This window comes from Gordonia sp. J1A (assembly GCF_055393515.1).
On record NZ_AP041607.1, the window covers coordinates 1337619 to 1355595 of the forward strand.

Here is a 17977-nt window from a genome sequence, read left to right on the forward strand (position 1 = left end):
TGTGGGCCGGTGACCCGGTCGCGTTCAGTCCGATGCGACGCAGAATTGATTGCCGTCCGGATCGGCCAGCGTGGTCCAGGCGAACCCGTCGCCCATGCTGCGCTCCGCCACCAGGGTCGCACCGGCGGCGATGAGACGCTCCACCTCCGCGGTCCTGTCGTCGGCACGCAGATCGAGGTGGATCCGGTTCTTGCCGGGGGTGGGGTCGGCGACCTTCTGGAAGGCGATCATCGGTCGGCCCGCCCCCAGCGCAACCGTCACGAACCAGCCCTCGTTCTCCTCCGCGATCTCGCCGCCGAGCGCCTCGGCCCACCACCGCGCGAGCTTCAGCGCGTCGGCGGTGTCGACGGTGATCATTCCGATGCTGATGCCCATGCGAGAGACCTTAACGGGCACGCCGCTGGTCAGCGGCCGAATCCCGCATCGCGCAGCGCCTGCGCCATCGATCCGCCGGCCGGCCGGTCGTCCCGCCGGGAACCGCCCCGGCCCTGACCGGCAGCGCCGCGCGGGCCGCCTCCGCGGCCCTTTCCGCCCCGGTTGTTGTCGCTGCCCCGGTTCTCGCCGCCCCCGCGTCTGCGACCACCGCCGCGCGGACCGGCGTCGGCCTCGTCGTTCAGTCGCAGCGACAAACCGATCCGCTGCCGGTCGACGTCCACCTCGAGCACTTTCACCTTCACGATCTGGCCCGAGCGAACCACCTCGTGCGGGTCGGAGACGTACCGGTCGGCCATCGCCGAGACGTGGACGAGTCCGTCCTGGTGCACGCCCACGTCCACGAAGGCACCGAATGCCGCGACATTCGTGACGACGCCTTCGAGCACCATGCCGGGCCGCAGATCGGACACCTTCTCGACTCCGCTCGCGAAGGTCGCGGTGGTGAACGCCGGCCGCGGGTCGCGGCCGGGCTTCTCCAGTTCGGCGAGGATGTCGGTGACGGTGGGGACACCGAACGTGTCGTCGGCGAACTCCGCGGGCTTGAGGGTGCGCAGCGTCGTGCTGTCACCGATGAGCTCGGTGAGTTCGCGACCGCTGCGGTCGAGGATCTTGCGCACCACCGGGTACGCCTCCGGATGCACGCCGGAGGCGTCCAGCGGATCGTCGCCGCCGCGGATGCGCAGGAAGCCGGCGCACTGCTCGAACGCCTTCGGACCCAGACGGGGGACGTCGAGCAGACCGGTCCGGCTTCGGAACGCACCCGTCCGGTCTCGGTGAGCCACGATTCCGGCGGCGAGTGTGGGGGTGATCCCCGAGACGCGCGAGAGCAACGGAACCGACGCGGTGTTGAGATCGACGCCGACGGCGTTCACCGCATCCTCCACGACCGCGTCGAGGCTGCGCGCGAGGTTGGTCGCCGAGACGTCGTGTTGGTACTGACCCACGCCGATCGACTTGGGATCGATCTTGACCAGCTCGGCCAGCGGATCCTGGAGGCGACGCGCGATGGAGACCGCGCCGCGGATCGAGACGTCGAGCTGCGGGAGCTCCTGGGAGGCGTACTCGGACGCAGAGTACACCGATGCGCCCGCCTCCGACACGACGGCCTTGACCGGCGGCCGGGCGCCGGACTTCTTGATGTCCGAGAGCAGCTCGCCCGCGAGCTGATCGGTCTCGCGCGAGGCCGTTCCGTTGCCGATCGCGATCAGTTCCACCCCGTGGCGCGCGATCAGCGCGGCCAGCGTGGCTTTGGCCTGATCCCATTGCTGCTGCGGCTTGTGCGGGAAGATCGCGCAGTGGTCCACCACCTTGCCGGTCGCGTCGACCACCGCCACCTTCACGCCGGTCCGGTACCCGGGATCGAGGCCGAGAGTGGTGCGCGTCCCGGCGGGAGCCGCCAGGAGCAGATCCTTGAGGTTGGTCGCGAAGACGGCGACCGCGTCGTCCTCGGCCCGGCTCCGGAGCTTCATCCGCGCGTCGATCGTCGCGGTGATCATGAGCTTGGTCCGCCACGCCCAGCGAACCGTAGCGGTGAGCCAGTCGGTGGCCGCACCCGGATGCGACTGGTCGACGCCCAGGGTCGCTGCGACCATCGCCTGGTACGGCTCGTCGTCGCCACCGTCGAAGGTCAGGCTCAGGACCTCCTCCTTCTCGCCGCGCAATACGGCGAGCACGCGGTGGGACGGCATCGCGTCGAGCGGTTCGGCGAAGTCGAAGTAGTCGCGGAACTTCTGCGCGGCGGCATCGGTCTCGGCACCGGGCCGGACCTGAGTCCGGAGCGAGCCGTCGGCCCAGAACTTCTCGCGGACCGCACCGACGAGCTCGGCGTCCTCCGAAGCGCGCTCGATCAGGATGTGGCGTGCGCCGTCGAGAGCGGCGGCGGCATCGGCGACCTGCTCGCCGATGTAGGCGGCAGCGGCGTCGGCGGGAACCAGCGACGGATCGGCGAGCAACGCCTCGGCCAGCGGCTCGAGACCGGCCTCACGCGCGATCTGCGCCTTGGTTCGACGCTTGGGCTTATACGGCAGGTAGATGTCCTCGACGCGCGCCTTCGTGTCGGCGGCCAGCAGCGATGCACGCAGTTCGTCGGTCAGCTTCCCCTGCTCGTCGATGGACGCGATGACGGCGGCCCGGCGCTCGTCGAGCTCGCGCAGATAGCGCAGTCGTTCGTCCAGCAGACGCAGCTGAGCATCGTCGAGACTGCCGGTGACCTCCTTGCGGTACCGGGCGATGAACGGGACGGTCGATCCTTCGTCCAGCAGCTTCACCGCCGCGCTGACCTGGCCTTCGCCGACGGAGAGCTCCTTGGCGATGCGGGCATTCACTGACTCGAGAGGCGCACTGTTGGTCACCGCATGCAGGCTACCGAAGGGTGGTGCCCGGGCCGCTGGCCGCCCGTGTCATAACCTGGCTGGCATGACCGAACCGACCCCGTTCGACAAGCTCGCGTTCACGTGGGAGGCGGCCTTCACCGCAGTCGACGCAGCCGAGGCGTCGCCGCGCGGAGCCGAACCCGGCGACATCGCATGGATGGAGACCATGCGTCCGCAACTGGAGAATCTGCGGCGGCGCAACGACGCGGGCGAGGACCTGGAAGCCGACTTCGACACCATGATGTGGGTGATGGCCAATACGCAGACGGCGATGCAGGTGCTGTCGCGCTATCGGACCACCCGCGAGGGCGCCGACAAACTCGCCGAGTTCGAGCGGCTGCGCGCGCAATCGCACACACTCGAGGCTCCGGACGACTGAGCGCCGCTCAGCACTCACGTTCCGGGTCCGGGGCGGCGACCGGGACCTCGGCGAACATTCCGAGCCGGCTGTCGCGCGCCAGCCCGGAGATCCCGTTCGACCGTCCGCGCTGCACGCGCACGGCTACCAGCGCCAGCACTCCGGCGATCACCGCCACCTGGATCACGCCGCCGCCGATGAGCGGCGCCCGCGGTCCGAACCATTCGGCGAGCAGACCGAGGAGCGGCGCGCCGATGGGTGTGCCGCCCATCAGCACCGTCATGTAGAGCGCCATCACCCGCCCGCGGACCTGCGGGTCGACATGCATCTGCACGTACATGTTGGTCGCGGTGAGCGACAGCAGCGCGGAGAGTCCCACGAGAGGCAGCACCAGGCCGTAGAGCAGCGGGGTCGGCAACGCACCCGACAGCACGTTGACGACCGCGAAGACCAGCGCGGCGCTGACGACGAACCGCAGTCCGGGAGACGACTTCCGCCGCGCGGCCAGCAGCGCGCCGAGCAGCGACCCCGCGCCCGAGACGGTGCCGAGCAGACCGTACATCTCGGCGTCCAGGTGGAACTCGTTGCGCACCATCAGCGCGTTCGTCATCTGGAAGTTCAGACCGAAGGTGCCGACGGCGAAACCCACGCCGAGGGCGATCAGCAGATCGGCGCGCGCGGCCACATACCGAACCCCCTCGCGCACCTGGCCCTTCGCCCGGCGCAGCGGTTCGGCCGGGACCAGTTCGTCCCTGTTCAGCAGCATCAAGGCGATCAGGAAGGCGAGATAGCTGACGCCGTTGCTGAGGATCGCCCACCCGCTGCCGAAGGCCGCGATGATGAGCCCTGCGACTCCCGGGCCGATGAGCCGCGCGGCGTTGAAGGCCGAACTGTTGAGCCCGATCGCGTTGGTGAGCCGTTCGGTTCCGACCATCTCCGAGACGAAGGCCTGGCGGGCGGGTGCGTCCAGCGCCGTACCCATCCCGAAGACGACGGCGAACACGTACACGTGCCAGGTCTGGGCCACGCCGGAGACCGCGAGGGCGCCGAGCACCAGCGCGCTCAGCGCCATCCAGCTCTGCGTGAACATCAGGAGTCTGCGCTTGTCGAAGCGGTCGGCGAGGACACCGCCGAAGGGTGAGAGGACGAGCGCCGGAACGAATTGGAGCGCCGTCGTGATGCCGACCGCCATCGCCGATCCGCCGGAGAGCTGCAGCACCAGCCAGTCCTGGGCCACCCGCTGCACCCACGTGCCGACGTTGGAGACCAGTGCGCCGGTCACATAGGTCCGGAAGTTCGGTACGGCGAGGGAGGCGAATGTCGACGACTGCCTCAGCTGCACGAACCCTCCTGGACTCCAGACTTCCGCAGTCCAACGTACGCCCTGTCCCCGCGCGTCTGCGCGGGCGATCGGTTCGCATTACCGTGGACGGCATGCGCGCAGTCATCATGCATTCGCCCGGAGACGTCAGCGTCGTCGATCGACCCGATCCCCGAATCGAACAGCCCACCGATGCGGTCATCCGTCTCGCCGCCACGTGCATCTGCGGCTCCGATCTGTGGCCCTATCGCGGTGCCAATGACGTCGACGAGGCGCCGATGGGCCACGAGTACGTCGGCTACGTCGAAGAGGTCGGGCCCGAGGTACGCACCGTGAAGGTCGGTGACTTCGTGGTGGGTTCGTTCATGGCCTCGGACAACACCTGTGAGATCTGCGAGGCCGGCTATCAGTCCCGATGCGTCAACGTCCACCCGATGGGCGGGATCGGAACCCAGGCGCAGTACGCCCGCATCCCGTGGGCGGACGGAACGCTGGTCGCGACGCCGGCGCCGCCCGACGACGACCTGATCCCCTCGTATCTCGCGGCGTCCGATGTCCTGGGCACGGGCTGGTTCGCGGCGGACGCCGCCCAGGTCCGGCCGGGCAAGACCGTCGCCGTCGTCGGCGACGGTGCGGTGGGCCTGCTCGGCGTTCTATCGGCGCGCCAGATGGGAGCTGAGCGCATCATCGCGATGAGCAGACACGCCGACCGCCAGGAACTCGCCAGGCAGTTCGGTGCCACCGACATCGTCGCCGAGCGCGGCAAGGACGGCGTCGCGGCGGTCAAGGAACTGACCGGTGGACTCGGCGCGCACTCGGTGATCGAGGCCGTCGGAACCCAGGAGTCGATGATGCAGGCGATCCGATCGACCCGCCCGGGCGGCCACGTCGGCTTCGTCGGCGTCTCGCACGGCGTGGAACTGCCCGGCGACAGGCTCTTCTACTCGGCGGTGCATCTGCACGGCGGGCCCGCACCGGTCCGCCGGTATCTGCCCGATCTGGTGCGCCGCATCGCGGCCCGAGAGATCGACCCCGGCCGCGTCTTCGATCTCTCACTGCCCCTCGAGGACGCGGCCCAGGGCTACCGCGCGATGGACCGGCGCGAAGCGATCAAGGTGATGCTCACCGTGTGAGCTGCTCGTTCAGCGTTCCCTCACGGCCCGGGCGCTCCACCGACCCTGGGCGTGGTCGACGGCGATCCGATGGTCGAAGGCCCGGCTGATGACCTCCGACGTGACCGTCTGAGCCGCCGTTCCGGAGGCCACCACCGCGCCGTCGCGGATCACGAGTGCGTGGCTGGTGGTCTCGGGCAGCTCCTCCAGGTGGTGGGTGACCAGCACGGAGGCCACCTCGGGCTCGGACACCGCGAGTGCGTCGACGGTTTCGAGGAGTTGTTCCCTGGCGGCGACGTCGAGGCCGGTGGTCGGCTCGTCGAGCAGCAGGAGTTCGGGATCGCTGATCAGTGCGCGCGCGATCAGCGCCCGTCCCCGTTCGCCCTGCGACAGGGTGAGCCAATCGGAGTCGGCACGCGCGCTCATTCCGACGTCGTCGATGAGGGCTGCGGCCCTGGCCCGGTCCTGCGCGGAGGGCACCCATCGCATCGGCAGATCGATGGTTCCGGTGACGCCGGTGAGGACGACCTCGGTCACGGTGAGTCCGGTCTGCAGCCGATGACGCGGGTTCACGTGGCCGATGTGGCGGCGCAGTTCGGCGGTGTCGACGCGACCGAGGCGCTTACCCAAGACGTCGACGGTGCCCGTCGTCGGGTGCGTCTGAGCAGCGCAGAACCCGACGATGGTGGTCTTGCCCGCTCCGTTCGGGCCGAGCAGCGCCCAGTGCTCTCCCGCATGCACGGTGAAGTCGATGCCGTGCAGGATCTGCCGGCCGTTGCGGCGGAAGGTGACGGCGTCGAGCCGCAGAACCTGTTGTGCGCGTGTCACGCGAGTGCCTCCTTGAGTCCGTCCAGATGGGTGCGTGCCGCGGTTGCGGCGTCGGCAGGTCGCCTCGCCGCCACGGCGTCGACGATGTCGGCGTGGGCGCGATGGTCGATGTCGGTGTCGAACTCTCGACGGATCCGCAGCAAGTCGACCATCGCGACGCGCACCCGCGGGGTCATCGCGTCGAACAGTTCGGTCAACACCGGGTTCCCGGCGGCGGAGACCACCGCCCGATGGAAGTCGATATCGGCCGCGACGCGGTCCTCGATTCCGCTCCGGCTCTGTTCGCGCTTCTCGAGCGCCGCACGCATGGCGCGCAGCTGCGCCGGAGTGCGGCGCCGTGCCGCCAGCGCGGCGGCTTCGGTCTCGATCGCGGTGCGCGCCTCCAGCACTGCGACGACGTCCGCCCTGCGAAGGACGTCGTCCCAGTTCTCCGGCACGTCGACTGCGGCGACGAAGACGCCGGCGCCCTGGCGTGACGAGAGGACGCCGCGCCCTGCCAGCTGGCGCACCGCCTCCCGCACGGTGGATCGGCCGACCCCCAGCTGGACCGCCAGCGTGCTCTCGCCGGGAAGCTTCTGGCCCAGTGTCCACTCCCCGGCGCGAATGCGCTCGAGCAGTACCTCGGCGGCCTGATCGGCCAGCGGCGTTCGCCGCACCTGTGCGGGCATGACCACTCACTCCTCTACTTGTCTGATGAGTTGTGTTAGATTCTAGCGCCATGCAGAACCTCGCTTCCCTCCGACTCATCAGCCACGGAGAGTCCTGATCCGCAGACCGGCGACTCCCCGTGGGCCCCGACGCCGGTCTGCACCCGACTTCTGCGAAAGCGAGATCCCATGTTCACCGAATCCGAATCCCCCGCGTCCCGGCCCGACGCCTTCGGCTCCATCAGCACCCCTGCCGGGCCGATACCCGACCAGTCACCCTCATGGAACCGCCAGCGGCGATCCCAGATGCCCTCGCACCGGTACCGCGACGTGTACCGTCGCGTCGAGGTTCCGCTGACGACGCGCCGGTGGCCCGAGGCTCGCCTCACGTCCGCGCCGCTGTGGGTTCCGGTAGACCTGCGCGACGGCAACCAGGCACTGCCGGAACCCATGAACCCGGCACGCAAGCGCCAGCTGTTCGAATTGCTCGTCGCCATGGGCTACAAGGAGATCGAAGTCGGCTATCCCTCGGCGTCGGCCACCGACTTCGATTTCGTCCGGCAGATCGCGGAGACCGATCTGGCCCCCGACGACGTGACGGTGGTCGTCTTCACTCCGGCGCGACGGGATCTGATCGAGCGGACCGTGGAGTCCATCCGCGGGATCGACAATCCCGTGGTGGTGCACATGTACACCGCCACGGCACCCGTCTGGCGCGACATCGTGTTGAGACAGTCGCGGTCGGAGCTGCTCGAGACCGTTCTGGGCGGCGGCCGGGACGTGTTGGAATTCGCCGGCGACCTGCCGAACGTCCGTTTCGAGTTCTCCCCCGAGGTCTTCAACCTCACCGAGCCGGATTTCGCGCTCGACGTCTGCAACGCGATGACGCGGCTGTGGGACGCCGCTCCTGATCGTCCGGTGATCCTGAATCTGCCTGCGACCGTGGAGATCGCGACGCCGAACGTCTACGCCGACCAGATCGAGTACATGCACCTGAACCTCGAGCGTCGGGAATCGGTGATCCTGTCGGTGCACCCGCACAACGACCGCGGCACCGGAATCGCGTGCGCGGAACTGGCGGTGCTGGCCGGCGCCGAACGCGTCGAGGGATGCCTGTTCGGCAACGGCGAACGGACCGGCAACGTCGACATCGCCACCTTGGCCCTCAATCTCCACGCACAGGGCGTCGACCCGATGATCGACTTCTCGGACATCGACGAGATCCGCCGAGTCGTCGAGGAGGCCAACCAGATCGAGATCCATGCACGCCACCCGTACGTCGGCGACCTGGTGTACACGGCATTCAGCGGCACTCATCAAGACGCCATCGCCAAGGGATTCGCCGACCACCGACGCCGGTCCGCCCATGCCGGTCACGCCGAATCGGAGATGCCGTGGGACGTGCCCTATCTGCCGGTCGACCCGGCCGACCTGGGCCGCACGTACGATGAGGTGATCCGGGTCAACTCGCAATCCGGCAAGGGCGGTATCGCGTATCTGCTGGCAGCCGAGTTCGGCGTCGAGTTGCCACGCCGCCTTCAGATCGACTTCGCACGCGTCGTGCAACGGCACACGGACACCGAGGGCCGCGAAGTCGACGCGGAGACGCTCTGGACGCTGTTCTGCGCGGAGTACATGCCCGCAGACGGCGCCGCGGACAGCACCTCAGCGCGCGCGGACGCCATCGAACCTCTGAGCCGTCACCGGAGCGCGATCACGGCGCCGGAACGCGGACGCTTCCTGACCGTTCTGGAGTGGCGGCGCGGGGACGACTGCGGCTGGTCGGCAGGCATCGGGGCGTCGGAGGACGAGGCCGATCGGGCGGCGTCGGCCGCCGCCCGCAGGCACTGAGCGGCCCTGCGTCAGTCCGCGTCGACACCCTGGCGCTCGAACGCGTCGTTGAACGCCCGCAGCTGAGCGAGCAGAATCGCGGGATCGCCGGGAGCGAGATCGGCGAAGACGCGATTGAGCCGATCGGCACGTCGTCTACCGTCGTGTTCGAGCGCCTCCATCCCCGCCGCGGTGGGCCGGTGCATCCGACTGACCTGCCCGTCGACGGGGAAGCGCTCGACGTATCCGCGCTTGATCGCCGCGTTGACCTGCCGGTTCACCGTCGACTGCTCCAGCGCGAGATCGTGGCTCAGTTCACGCAGAGTCCGCGCGCGGCCGTCCGACAGCAGCCAGAGGATATGAAACGCGGATGCGTCCAGAATCGCCTTCGGGTCGACCTCGTCACGTCTGCGACGCAACCGCAGGAGTTCTTCGACCACGTCCCGATGCACCTGGGACGGCCAGGTGGGCTCGCCTCCGTCTACCGTTCTCACCTCGTTCTCGACTGGACCGCACACAGCCCCGAGTTTGGGGTGTGCACGACGCATATGTACCTTACATAGGTTGTTCTCGCATGCTCCGCACTGAAACGAAGGCCTCTGAATGTCCTCCCCCTCCGGTACGGCGGATCCGACCGCCGACGATGTGAACCCCGCGCCCGCGCCGGCCGACGCCCCTGCCGCCGCAGCGTCGGACGAAACCGCAGGCGACCGCGGTGCACTCGGTATCGTCATCACCCTCTGTCTGGGCGGTCTGGTCGCATCCCTGATGCAGACGCTGATCATCCCGGTTCAGCCCGAACTACCGCAACTGCTGCACACGTCCATCTCGAACGCGTCGTGGGTGATCACCGCCACGCTGCTCGGCGGCGCCGTGGCTATGCCGATCGCGGGGCGCCTCGGCGACATGTACGGCAAGCAGCGCGTGATTCTCGCCAGCGCGCTGCTACTCGTCGTCGGCTCGCTGATCTGCGCCATCGGCGGCACACTCGTTCCGATGCTGATCGGACGCGCCGTCCAAGGCATGTCGATGGGCTTCATCCCGGTCGGCATCAGCCTGATGCGGGAGGTGACGCCGCCGCGTCTGACCTCGATGGCGGTGGCCGCGATGAGCGCCACGCTCGGCGTCGGCGGCGCCATCGGACTTCCGGTGTCGGCCTGGGTCGCGCAGACCTGGGACTGGCGGGCGCTGTTCTGGGCTTCGGCGGGACTGGCATTGCTGATCACCGTCCTGGTCGTAGTCATCGTGCCGAACGTCGCCGACAGTGCCGGTGGACGACTGGACGTAGTCGGCGCAGTCGGAATGGCGGCCGGTCTGTGCAGCGTCCTCATCGCCGTCTCGAAGGGTAAGGACTGGGGCTGGGCGTCCGGCGCCACCCTCGGCTTCCTCGCCGCCGGCGTGGTCGTGCTCCTGGCGTGGGCGATGTTCGAGTTGCGGCACAGTGATCCGTTGGTCGATCTGCGCACGACCGCCAAGCCGACGGTGCTGCTGACGAATCTGGCGGCGATCGCCATCGGATTCGGCATGATGGCGCAGGCGATCGTGGTTCCGACGATGCTCGAGGTGCCGGATTCGGTCGGCGGCTTCGGGCAGACCATCTTGCAGACCGGTCTGTGGATGGCTCCGGGCGGCATCATGATGATGCTCTTCGCCCCGATCTCCGGCATGCTCATCAACCGTCTCGGCCCGAAGCTCACGCTCGCGATCGGCGGCGCGGTCCTCTGTGTCGGCTACCTCACCGCGTACTTCCTGATGAACGCTCCCTGGCAGCTCGCCGTGGCTTCGGTGATCGGCTCGGCCGGCGTGGGCATCGGCTACGCGGCGATGCCCACGCTCATCATGGGCGCGGTGCCGATCACCGAGGCCGGGGCGGCGGTGGGACTCAACGGCCTGATGAGGTCGGTCGGCACCACCCTGTCGTCGGCGGTGATGGCGGTGGTTCTGGCTGCGTCGACCATCGATCTCGGTGGCGGTCACCAGGTTCCGACGCACTCCGCCTTCCGCTGGTGCTTCCTCATCGGGGCGGCCGCGGCCTTCGTCGGTGTGCTCATCACGCTGGCGATTCCGCGCGCCCGGGCGCGCTCAGCGGAGCTGGCGGTGGCCTGAGGGATTGGCGTTCACCCCTCGACGACACCGCCCGTCCCGTTCAACCGAGCGGGGCGGGCGGTGTTCCGTCTCCGAAGGGTCGGCCACCGAGCGCCTCCCTGCCGTGCGGTTCGGCCCAGTTCGACAGATCCGGACCCTTCGGCACGATCCCGGAGGGGTTGATGTCGCGATGCACCTGGTAGTAGTGCCGTTTGATGTGGTCGAAGTTCGTGCAGTCACCGAAGCCGGGAGTCTGATAGAGATCGCGCGCGTATGCCCAGAGCACCGGCATCTCGGAGAGCTTCTCGCGATTGCACTTGAAGTGGCCGTGATACACCGGGTCGAACCGCGCGAGCGTCGTGAACAGTCGCACATCCGCCTCGGTGATGGTGTCTCCGACCAGGTATCGCTGGGTGCGCAGCCGTTCGGTGAGCCAGTCGAGCCGGGAGAAGAGTTGGTCGTAGGCGTCGTCGTAGGCTTCCTGTGAGCCGGCGAAGCCGCACCGGTACACGCCGTTGTTCACGTCACGGTAGACCACCGCGTTCACCTCGTCGATCTCGCGGCGAAGGTCCTCGGGGTACAGCCGGGGCGCCCCGTCCCGGTGGAAGTCGACCCACTCGGTCTCGAAGTCGAGAGTGATCTGCGGGAAGTCGTTGGTGACCACCGCTCCGCTCGGGACATCGACGACTGCCGGGACGGTGATGCCCTTCTCATAGCCGGGGATCCGCCGGAAGTACGCGTCCTGCAGCCGCGGTATGCCCAGCACCGGATCCACCCCGCCCGGATCGAGGTCGAAGGTCCACGACCGCCAGTCGTGCGTCGGACCGCACACACCCATTGAAATCGCGTCTTCGAGACCGAGCAGCCGGCGCACGATGATCGACCGGTTCGCCCACGGACAGGCGTATGAGACGACGAGCCGGTAGCGCCCGGCCTCCACCGGGTAGCCGTCGGCGCCGTCGCGCGTGATCCGGGTCTCGATGTACCTGGTGTCTCGTTCGTACGGCTGATCTGCCTTGACGTACTTCTCGTGATCTCCCGAGCGGTTCTCAGTCATCTATCCAGCATGGCACCGAACAGGCGTCACATGCTTTCGAACGCGCGGCCGAGTTCGGCGTCGACGTCGATGAACCGGGCCTTGCGGATGGCCGGCTTGTCGATCTCGGTCTCCACGAACTTCGCGATGACCCTGCGGATCTCGTCGTCCACCTGAGCCAGATTGCGAATGATCTCGCCCCGGACGTTCCGCGAGCTGACGTCGACGAACACGTCGCGCGGTCGCGGTGGGTCCACCTCTATCCGCACCTGCAGCGGCGCCGCGCACCGGACCGTCAGCGGCAGTGTCACCAGACCGTCGACGTCGTACCGGATGCGGTCGACCTTGAGATCCACCGTCAACGCGATGTGCAGCGGCAGCTTGACCGTGAAGGTGATCAGCTGCCCGAGATCACGGACGATCTCCGGTTCGGCGACGCGCACCATCGCCCGCACTTTCACCACTCCTGCCGGTCCCGACCCGATCGGGCCGACCTCGAACTCCTCGCCCGCGATCGAGGTGAACGCGCTGCCGATCCGTTCCTCGGTGACGGCGAGCTCGAAGAACCGTCGACCGAACTCCTCGTACGACAGGTATGCGGGCTCGACGTCCGCCGCGGACCCATCGTCGGTCCCGCCGGCGCCGAGCGCGGCCTCCATCGATTCGACGGCTTCGACGACATCGGCCGCGTCGGCATCGACGACGCGGTCGTCCAGTTCGCCCGCCTCGGACGGTTCAGGGACGGCGTTCTCGTGGTCTGGGTTCTCCGACACGGCATTCATCCTTCCCTATTGGGCCAGAGGTTCGTAGCCGCAACCGTCCACGCGCACGCACGTGGCACGGCGGCCGACGAGACCAGGTCAGCGGCTCGCTGCGTCGGGGAGCCTGGGCGGGCACGCCGTTCCGGGCAGCGCCGCCAGTTCGAAGTGCCACCACTCGTTGTCGTACACCCGGCACAGGCCCCAGCGGATGCCGTTGGCCTGCAGCCAACGCGCGCCCGACCGCGGTCCCACATCGACGGCCTCGCCCGTGACGTGGGTCGACTCATCGGGCGGCAGTACCCAGCGGCGCGCGGCGGCGGCACTGCCGTAGTCGGCGATGCCCTGCCGCCACAGTGCCGCCTGCTCCGCGCGCGAGCGCTTTCCGGACGTCACCGACAGCGCCACCCCGGAGGCACGCGCTTCACGGTGCGCGAGCGTGTAGGCGATCGCCAACTGCGGCGTGAGTCCGGCGGTGCCGGGGGCCAACGACACGCCGAGGAAGTTCGCCCGGGCCGTCGCCGGATCGGCATGGGCGGCCGGCGCGACCGCCGCGGATGCGGCGATCGCCAGGGCCGCCGCAGCAGCGGTCACTCGCACTCGGATCACGGGGTCGAACCTACTACGGACCCGGTCGGCATGCGAGACGTCGACCTCCGACGGACCGGGCGACACGCCGATCAGCGTGCGTATCGGGGTACTTGCCCTCGAACCCGGCAGCTGCGACGGTTGACCGATGACAGGTTCGCCGCGCCAGGCCCGTGATCGTCGTTCCTTCACTCGCCGCCCCGTCAGCGGACGCCGCCGTGTCGCCGCGGTCACCGCCGTCCTGGCGGTCGGCGCGGCGGCAGCCGTCCATCCGGCCGAGGCGTCGGCGGCGCCCGCCGCCGCCTCGGCCCTCACACCGCACGACGTCGCCAGTGCTCCGTACGGCGCGCTGTTCTCGATGGGTGTCCCGGTGTACGAGCGCGTGAGGTTCATCCGCGAGCCGGGGGCGCACAGCCGGACGATGATCATGCAGCGGTTGCATCGTCCCACCGAAGGCAAGCGCGGCAGCGCCCGCTACGCCTTCCTCGGCGACCGGCTTCCCGAATCATTCCTGGTGAGCGAGGACTGGAGTCGAAACGGAACGCCTCAGGGCTTGGTGGTCCCGATGACCCGCAAGTCGCGCGGACGACCGCCCACCCCGAAGTATCAGTCGATCACCACCGTCACCGGACCGGTCGGCGAGCTCCGCGCGATCGGCTGGTCGCACCGCTACTCCGACTGATCTCACCGATTCGAGATCAGCGGCACCAGTTGTTCATCGTCGGTCCAGGCACCGTGATGACCGGCCATCGTCGACTCCATGGGCTCAGCGGTGGGACAGACGAGGACGCTCGTTCCTCGCGCCACCGCCAGAACGTCACCGATCCGGGACTCGATCGTCGGCACCGGAGGCCTGGGACCGAACCAGTGTTCGTCGAGCGCCTGCTCGCGAGTGACGATGCGGGCGTGCTCGCCGAGTGCCCCGGTCCATCGATCGGCCACGTCACGCACGGCGTCCGGATGGTCGGAGTAGACGTGCCGCACTCGGGCTTCGCCGGAGACCAGGCGGACATCGCGGCGCAGTTCGGGATCCGCCTCGAGGTCGATGGCCGCCCCCGCACGAATCATGCCGTGATCGCCGGTGATCAGCAGGGTGCACGTCGGGGGCAGGTCGTCGATCAGCTGTGCGACCATTGCGTCGACCGCGCCGAGCACGGCGCGCCACTGCGCCGACTCCGGCCCGGCGACGTGCCCGTGCATGTCGAGGTCCGGGAAGTAGGCGTAGGCGAATCGGCGCCCGCGATCGGTGTGCCGGGCGAAATCGAGGAGTCCGTCGCGCACGGAGTCGAGATCTGACGCCGGGTGGAGTCGTCCGGCCGTGCGGAACGCCGCCCGCGTCAACCCCGAACGCATCTGATAGCCCGGCACCACGTAGTGGACCTCGACACCGCTCCGAGCCAGCCGCTGCACCGAACTCTCCACGGGCTGAACGTCTTCCGGCACATGGGTGGTTCTCGCATCCGGCCCTTCGGCGCTGCCGGTCCGCCAGCGCAGCGCGTTGAAGTTCTCCGGTCCGGCGGCGGAGGGCAGCGCGAAACTGTATCCGATGATCCCGTGTGTGGCACAGGGTGCTCCGATCGCCAGACTCGAGATGCTCGAGGCCGTCGTCGCGGGGAACCCGGCTGCCAACGTGGTCCGCAGGTGCGCCGTCAGAGTCGGTGCCACGTCGCCGTGCCGCCGCAGGAGTTCGGCTCCCAGTCCGTCGATCAGGAGGACGGCGATGTCACGAGCCGGGGCCACCTCGAGCCCCTCGGTCTCGGCGCCGTCGAATGCGGCGGACACCGCGGGCAGGATGTCGGCGAGGGTATGACGCATGGCTCCCACTATGCCGGGCGCGGTTCCCGACTACGGTGGAGTCCATGGCGCCGCGCCCCGAATCCGCGCCCGATCGGGCGGCCAGTGCCCGCACGTTGACCGCGTTGGACGATCTGGTCGCACAGTGCCGGGCCTGTCCGCGGCTCGTCGCCTGGCGCGAAGAGGTCGCCACCGTCAAACGCGCGGCCTTTCGCGACCAGACGTACTGGGGTCGCGCCGTTCCCGGTTTCGGACCGGACGACGCACGGATCCTCGTCGTCGGGCTGGCTCCGGCCGCGCACGGCGCCAATCGCACCGGCCGGATGTTCACCGGCGACCGCAGCGGCGATTTCCTGTTCGCCGCACTGCACGCCGTCGGACTCGCGTCAGCGCCGCGTGCGGTATCCGCCGACGACGGCCTGCGGCTCATCGACACCCGGATCACGTCGCCCGTGCACTGCGCTCCGCCGGCCAACAAGCCGACGCCCGATGAACGTCGCCGGTGTGCGCCATTCCTGTCGCGGGAACTGGAACTGCTGGCACCGACCGTCCGGGTGGCGATCGCACTCGGCGGATTCGGCTGGCAGGCGCTGCTGTCGTCCCTCTCCGAGGGCGGTTGGATCGTGCCGCGTCCACGGCCGCGGTTCGGGCACGGCGTCCGCGTGGTGATCGACCATCCGAACGGCCGGCGTCTCACCGTTCTCGGATGCTTCCACGTCAGCCAGCAGAACACCTTCACCGGGCGGCTGACGCCGGAGATGCTCGAAACCGTGTTGCTGGACGCGAAGGCCGCAGCCACGCCGCCGGGCTCGACGGCACCGATAACGTCGAGGACATGACCACCGATCCCGAACCCGTCGAACTGTGCTGTCAACTCTGGGCCCGGCCCGGCCTCGCCGCCGATCTGTCGGCCTATGAAGACGAGGTCCTCGCCCTGCTACCCGATCACGGCGGGGTGCTTCTCGCTCGCGCGCTCGGTTCCGGCACCGCCGACGTTCCCGACGAGACGCAGCTGATCGGTCTGCCCGATCAGGCGGCCCTGGAGGCCTACCTCGCAGATCCGCGCCGGACGAGCCGGAGCGCCGAGCGCGATCGTGTCGTCGAGCGCACCGTGCTGTTCCCGGTCCGAGTCGTGACGCCGCACTGACGGTCACCGCATCGCGTCGGACGCCCTCGAATCGAGCAGATCGCGCAGCGCGTCGATCGTGTCCGCCTCGGCGGCGGGCTTGGCGTCGGCCCCGACGCGATAGCGTTTCACCCGCGCGAACCGCAAGGCGACCCCGCCCGGATAGCGCGATGACCGCTGCACGCCGTCGATCGCGATCTCCACCACCGTCTCCGGCCGCAGCGCGGTGACATGGCCCGCAGTGTCGACGGCGATCGTCGGAAAATGCGCGGTCTGCCATCGCAGCAGCTCGTCCGTGAGTCCCTTGAAGGTCTTACCCACCATGACGAATCCACCGGGCGGACCGAATCGCCCCGCCGGATCCCGCGCGCCCAGATGCAGGTTCGACAGCATCCTCCGCCGCCGTCCCGATCCCTGTTCGACGGCGAGCACGACCAGATCGAAGGTGTGCACGGGCTTCACTTTGATCCAGTGACTGCCACGGCGCCCGGCCGCGTACGTCGAGTCGAGCGACTTGACCACGACCCCCTCGTCGCCGGTGCCGACCGCCGCGGCGAAGAAGTCTTCGGCGAGGTGGCAGGCGGAGGGACCGGTCACCTCGATCCCGCGGATCATCCGCTCCCCGACGATCTCGGCCAGCACCCGCCGCCGACGCCGCAGCGGTGAGTCGATCAGGCTCTCGCCGCGGGCGTAGAGCACATCGAAGAACCACGCCGACAATGCGGTGCCGCCGCCGGAGCCGAAGCGACTCATCGTCTCCTGAAACGGCCGCGCCGCACCCGAGGGATCGAGAGCGAGTGTCTCGCCGTCCAGGACCAGGTCGCCGCCGGGGAACCCGGACACCAGTTCGGCGAGTTCGGGGACCCGGGAGGTGACGTCGGCCAGACTGCGCGTGTAGACGGTGACCGCGCCGCCGACGCGATGCACCTGGATCCGGGCGCCGTCGAGTTTCGCCTCTACGGAGGCCTCCCCCGTTTCGGCGACCGCGGCCGACGCGGACTCGGCCGTGGAGGCGAGCATCGGCGAGACCGGGACTCCCGGCGTGAGGCCGACTGCGGTGAGGTCGGATCCCGCACACGCCTGACGGACAGTGGTACCGAGGTCCCCGGAGAGCATCGCCGCCCGGCGCACCACTGCGGTCGGCAGACCGGACGCGATCGCGGCCGCATCGGTGACCACGCTCTCGAGCGCACCCGTCCGCATCTCGGCGGTGAGCACCCGGATCAGATAGTCCTGTTCGTCGGCGGTCGCACGCGACATCAGGGCGTGCAGTGCCTCCGCCCGGGTGCGCACCGCACCGGGACCGCGTGTGTTCGCCAGCGTCGTGAACGCCGCGTCCACATCGCTCACGGTGAGCGACGGGGTCGCCGCCGGTTCGGTGCGAGCGGCATGAGCGGCACGCCGGCCGACTCCGAGCCGGCCTTGACGCGGGCGGCCCAGCAACAGTCCGACGGACGCTGGAATCTCATCGGCCGACAGCGCTCGGAGAAGATCGGCGATCCGCTGTGTCTTGGCGTTGCGAGACCTCGTGGCGGTCACGTCCACGGCCGTCTGCACGACGGCGTCGAGTCCTGTGCGTTGCTGTCGCCGTGCGGTCACTCCACCGAGGATAGTGGGGCGCGCCCGCCCGCGGAGGTGTCGCGCACCGTCAGAACAACGGACCGGCGTTGCGACGAGCAACCCGCTG

At 69.1% G+C, this 17977-nt stretch carries 18 protein-coding genes; 7 read left to right on the plus strand and 11 right to left on the minus strand.

Annotated features, from left to right (window positions below; all coding sequences use genetic code 11):
* Positions 1-24: 24 nt before the first annotated feature.
* Entirely contained in the window at positions 25-375 is a 351-nt protein-coding gene (locus tag ACZ5QD_RS06230) for a VOC family protein (RefSeq protein ID WP_006895087.1), read from the minus strand.
* A gap of 29 nt (positions 376-404) precedes the next feature.
* A complete protein-coding gene (locus tag ACZ5QD_RS06235) occupies positions 405-2795 on the minus strand; it encodes a Tex family protein (RefSeq protein WP_464367260.1) in 2391 nt (796 codons plus the stop codon).
* Between the two features lie 55 nt (positions 2796-2850).
* Between ACZ5QD_RS06235 and ACZ5QD_RS06240 the strand changes: the two genes are divergently transcribed.
* A complete protein-coding gene (locus tag ACZ5QD_RS06240) occupies positions 2851-3186 on the plus strand; it encodes a hypothetical protein (RefSeq protein ID WP_006895089.1) in 336 nt (111 codons plus the stop codon).
* A gap of 7 nt (positions 3187-3193) precedes the next feature.
* Here the strand turns inward: ACZ5QD_RS06240 and ACZ5QD_RS06245 are convergent, their stop codons facing one another.
* A complete protein-coding gene (locus tag ACZ5QD_RS06245; protein ID WP_006895091.1) occupies positions 3194-4507 on the minus strand; it encodes an MFS transporter in 1314 nt (437 codons plus the stop codon).
* Positions 4508-4599: 92 nt separating this feature from the next.
* On the opposite strand from ACZ5QD_RS06245, the gene ACZ5QD_RS06250 reads away from it, so the two are divergent.
* A complete protein-coding gene (locus tag ACZ5QD_RS06250) occupies positions 4600-5619 on the plus strand; it encodes a zinc-dependent alcohol dehydrogenase family protein (RefSeq protein ID WP_346076507.1) in 1020 nt (339 codons plus the stop codon).
* A 9-nt stretch (positions 5620-5628) separates the two neighbouring features.
* Here ACZ5QD_RS06250 and ACZ5QD_RS06255 read toward each other — a convergent pair whose 3' ends face one another.
* Entirely contained in the window at positions 5629-6426 is a 798-nt protein-coding gene (locus ACZ5QD_RS06255) for an ABC transporter ATP-binding protein (RefSeq protein ID WP_045539443.1), read from the minus strand.
* Positions 6423-7094, minus strand: a complete 672-nt coding sequence (locus tag ACZ5QD_RS06260; RefSeq protein WP_006895097.1) for a FadR/GntR family transcriptional regulator — start codon at positions 7092-7094, stop codon at positions 6423-6425. The genes ACZ5QD_RS06255 and ACZ5QD_RS06260 overlap by 4 nt, the downstream gene beginning before the upstream one ends.
* A gap of 168 nt (positions 7095-7262) precedes the next feature.
* On the opposite strand from ACZ5QD_RS06260, the gene ACZ5QD_RS06265 reads away from it, so the two are divergent.
* Positions 7263-8924: a 2-isopropylmalate synthase gene (locus ACZ5QD_RS06265; RefSeq protein WP_464367184.1), complete on the plus strand. Its 1662-nt coding sequence runs from the start codon at positions 7263-7265 to the stop codon at positions 8922-8924.
* Positions 8925-8935: 11 nt separating this feature from the next.
* On the opposite strand, the gene ACZ5QD_RS06270 is transcribed toward ACZ5QD_RS06265, so the two are convergent.
* Positions 8936-9451 (minus strand): MarR family winged helix-turn-helix transcriptional regulator, encoded by a 516-nt coding sequence (locus tag ACZ5QD_RS06270; RefSeq protein WP_082084014.1) that lies wholly within the window; start codon positions 9449-9451, stop codon positions 8936-8938.
* Between the two features lie 55 nt (positions 9452-9506).
* Here ACZ5QD_RS06270 and ACZ5QD_RS06275 point away from each other — a divergent pair, with 55 nt between their 5' ends.
* Positions 9507-11009 (plus strand): MFS transporter, encoded by a 1503-nt coding sequence (locus ACZ5QD_RS06275; RefSeq protein WP_375004002.1) that lies wholly within the window; start codon positions 9507-9509, stop codon positions 11007-11009.
* Positions 11010-11049: 40 nt separating this feature from the next.
* Here the strand turns inward: ACZ5QD_RS06275 and ACZ5QD_RS06280 are convergent, their stop codons facing one another.
* The 3 genes from ACZ5QD_RS06280 to ACZ5QD_RS06290 form a co-directional block, all read right to left on the minus strand.
* Complete coding sequence (locus tag ACZ5QD_RS06280) at positions 11050-12045, minus strand: glutathione S-transferase family protein (RefSeq protein WP_464367185.1); 996 nt, start codon at positions 12043-12045, stop codon at positions 11050-11052.
* Positions 12046-12071: 26 nt separating this feature from the next.
* Positions 12072-12806, minus strand: a complete 735-nt coding sequence (locus tag ACZ5QD_RS06285; protein WP_006895104.1) for a hypothetical protein — start codon at positions 12804-12806, stop codon at positions 12072-12074.
* 78 nt (positions 12807-12884) lie between these two features.
* Positions 12885-13391 carry a M15 family metallopeptidase gene (locus tag ACZ5QD_RS06290; RefSeq protein ID WP_082781327.1) on the minus strand — a complete coding sequence of 169 codons (507 nt, stop codon included), beginning with the start codon at positions 13389-13391 and terminating at the stop codon, positions 12885-12887.
* 127 nt (positions 13392-13518) lie between these two features.
* Here ACZ5QD_RS06290 and ACZ5QD_RS06295 point away from each other — a divergent pair, with 127 nt between their 5' ends.
* On the plus strand, positions 13519-14052 hold the full coding sequence (locus ACZ5QD_RS06295) for a hypothetical protein (RefSeq protein WP_062367692.1): 534 nt from the start codon (positions 13519-13521) through the stop codon (positions 14050-14052).
* Positions 14053-14054: 2 nt separating this feature from the next.
* Here ACZ5QD_RS06295 and ACZ5QD_RS06300 read toward each other — a convergent pair whose 3' ends face one another.
* On the minus strand, positions 14055-15185 hold the full coding sequence (locus ACZ5QD_RS06300) for an alkaline phosphatase family protein (RefSeq protein WP_346076498.1): 1131 nt from the start codon (positions 15183-15185) through the stop codon (positions 14055-14057).
* Positions 15186-15229: 44 nt separating this feature from the next.
* Between ACZ5QD_RS06300 and ACZ5QD_RS06305 the strand changes: the two genes are divergently transcribed.
* Positions 15230-16003: a uracil-DNA glycosylase gene (locus ACZ5QD_RS06305; RefSeq protein ID WP_062367690.1), complete on the plus strand. Its 774-nt coding sequence runs from the start codon at positions 15230-15232 to the stop codon at positions 16001-16003.
* Entirely contained in the window at positions 16000-16311 is a 312-nt protein-coding gene (locus tag ACZ5QD_RS06310; RefSeq protein ID WP_039866854.1) for a hypothetical protein, read from the plus strand. The genes ACZ5QD_RS06305 and ACZ5QD_RS06310 overlap by 4 nt, the downstream gene beginning before the upstream one ends.
* A 3-nt stretch (positions 16312-16314) precedes the next feature.
* Here the strand turns inward: ACZ5QD_RS06310 and ACZ5QD_RS06315 are convergent, their stop codons facing one another.
* Positions 16315-17889: an ATP-dependent DNA ligase gene (locus tag ACZ5QD_RS06315; RefSeq protein WP_464367186.1), complete on the minus strand. Its 1575-nt coding sequence runs from the start codon at positions 17887-17889 to the stop codon at positions 16315-16317.
* Positions 17890-17977 lie beyond the last annotated feature (88 nt).

Bases quoted from the DNA above. Each gene is read 5' to 3' on its own strand.
- ACZ5QD_RS06230 (WP_006895087.1), bottom strand. From the start codon at position 375: ATGGGCATCAGCATCGGAATGATCACCGTCGACACCGCCGACGCGCTG.
- ACZ5QD_RS06240 (WP_006895089.1), top strand. From the start codon at position 2,851: ATGACCGAACCGACCCCGTTCGACAAGCTCGCGTTCACGTGGGAGGCG.
- ACZ5QD_RS06250 (WP_346076507.1), top strand. From the start codon at position 4,600: ATGCGCGCAGTCATCATGCATTCGCCCGGAGACGTCAGCGTCGTCGAT.
- ACZ5QD_RS06260 (WP_006895097.1), bottom strand. From the start codon at position 7,094: ATGCCCGCACAGGTGCGGCGAACGCCGCTGGCCGATCAGGCCGCCGAG.
- ACZ5QD_RS06265 (WP_464367184.1), top strand. From the start codon at position 7,263: ATGTTCACCGAATCCGAATCCCCCGCGTCCCGGCCCGACGCCTTCGGC.
- ACZ5QD_RS06270 (WP_082084014.1), bottom strand. From the start codon at position 9,451: ATGCGTCGTGCACACCCCAAACTCGGGGCTGTGTGCGGTCCAGTCGAG.
- ACZ5QD_RS06275 (WP_375004002.1), top strand. From the start codon at position 9,507: ATGTCCTCCCCCTCCGGTACGGCGGATCCGACCGCCGACGATGTGAAC.
- ACZ5QD_RS06280 (WP_464367185.1), bottom strand. From the start codon at position 12,045: ATGACTGAGAACCGCTCGGGAGATCACGAGAAGTACGTCAAGGCAGAT.
- ACZ5QD_RS06285 (WP_006895104.1), bottom strand. From the start codon at position 12,806: ATGAATGCCGTGTCGGAGAACCCAGACCACGAGAACGCCGTCCCTGAA.
- ACZ5QD_RS06295 (WP_062367692.1), top strand. From the start codon at position 13,519: ATGACAGGTTCGCCGCGCCAGGCCCGTGATCGTCGTTCCTTCACTCGC.
- ACZ5QD_RS06300 (WP_346076498.1), bottom strand. From the start codon at position 15,185: ATGCGTCATACCCTCGCCGACATCCTGCCCGCGGTGTCCGCCGCATTC.
- ACZ5QD_RS06305 (WP_062367690.1), top strand. From the start codon at position 15,230: ATGGCGCCGCGCCCCGAATCCGCGCCCGATCGGGCGGCCAGTGCCCGC.
- ACZ5QD_RS06310 (WP_039866854.1), top strand. From the start codon at position 16,000: ATGACCACCGATCCCGAACCCGTCGAACTGTGCTGTCAACTCTGGGCC.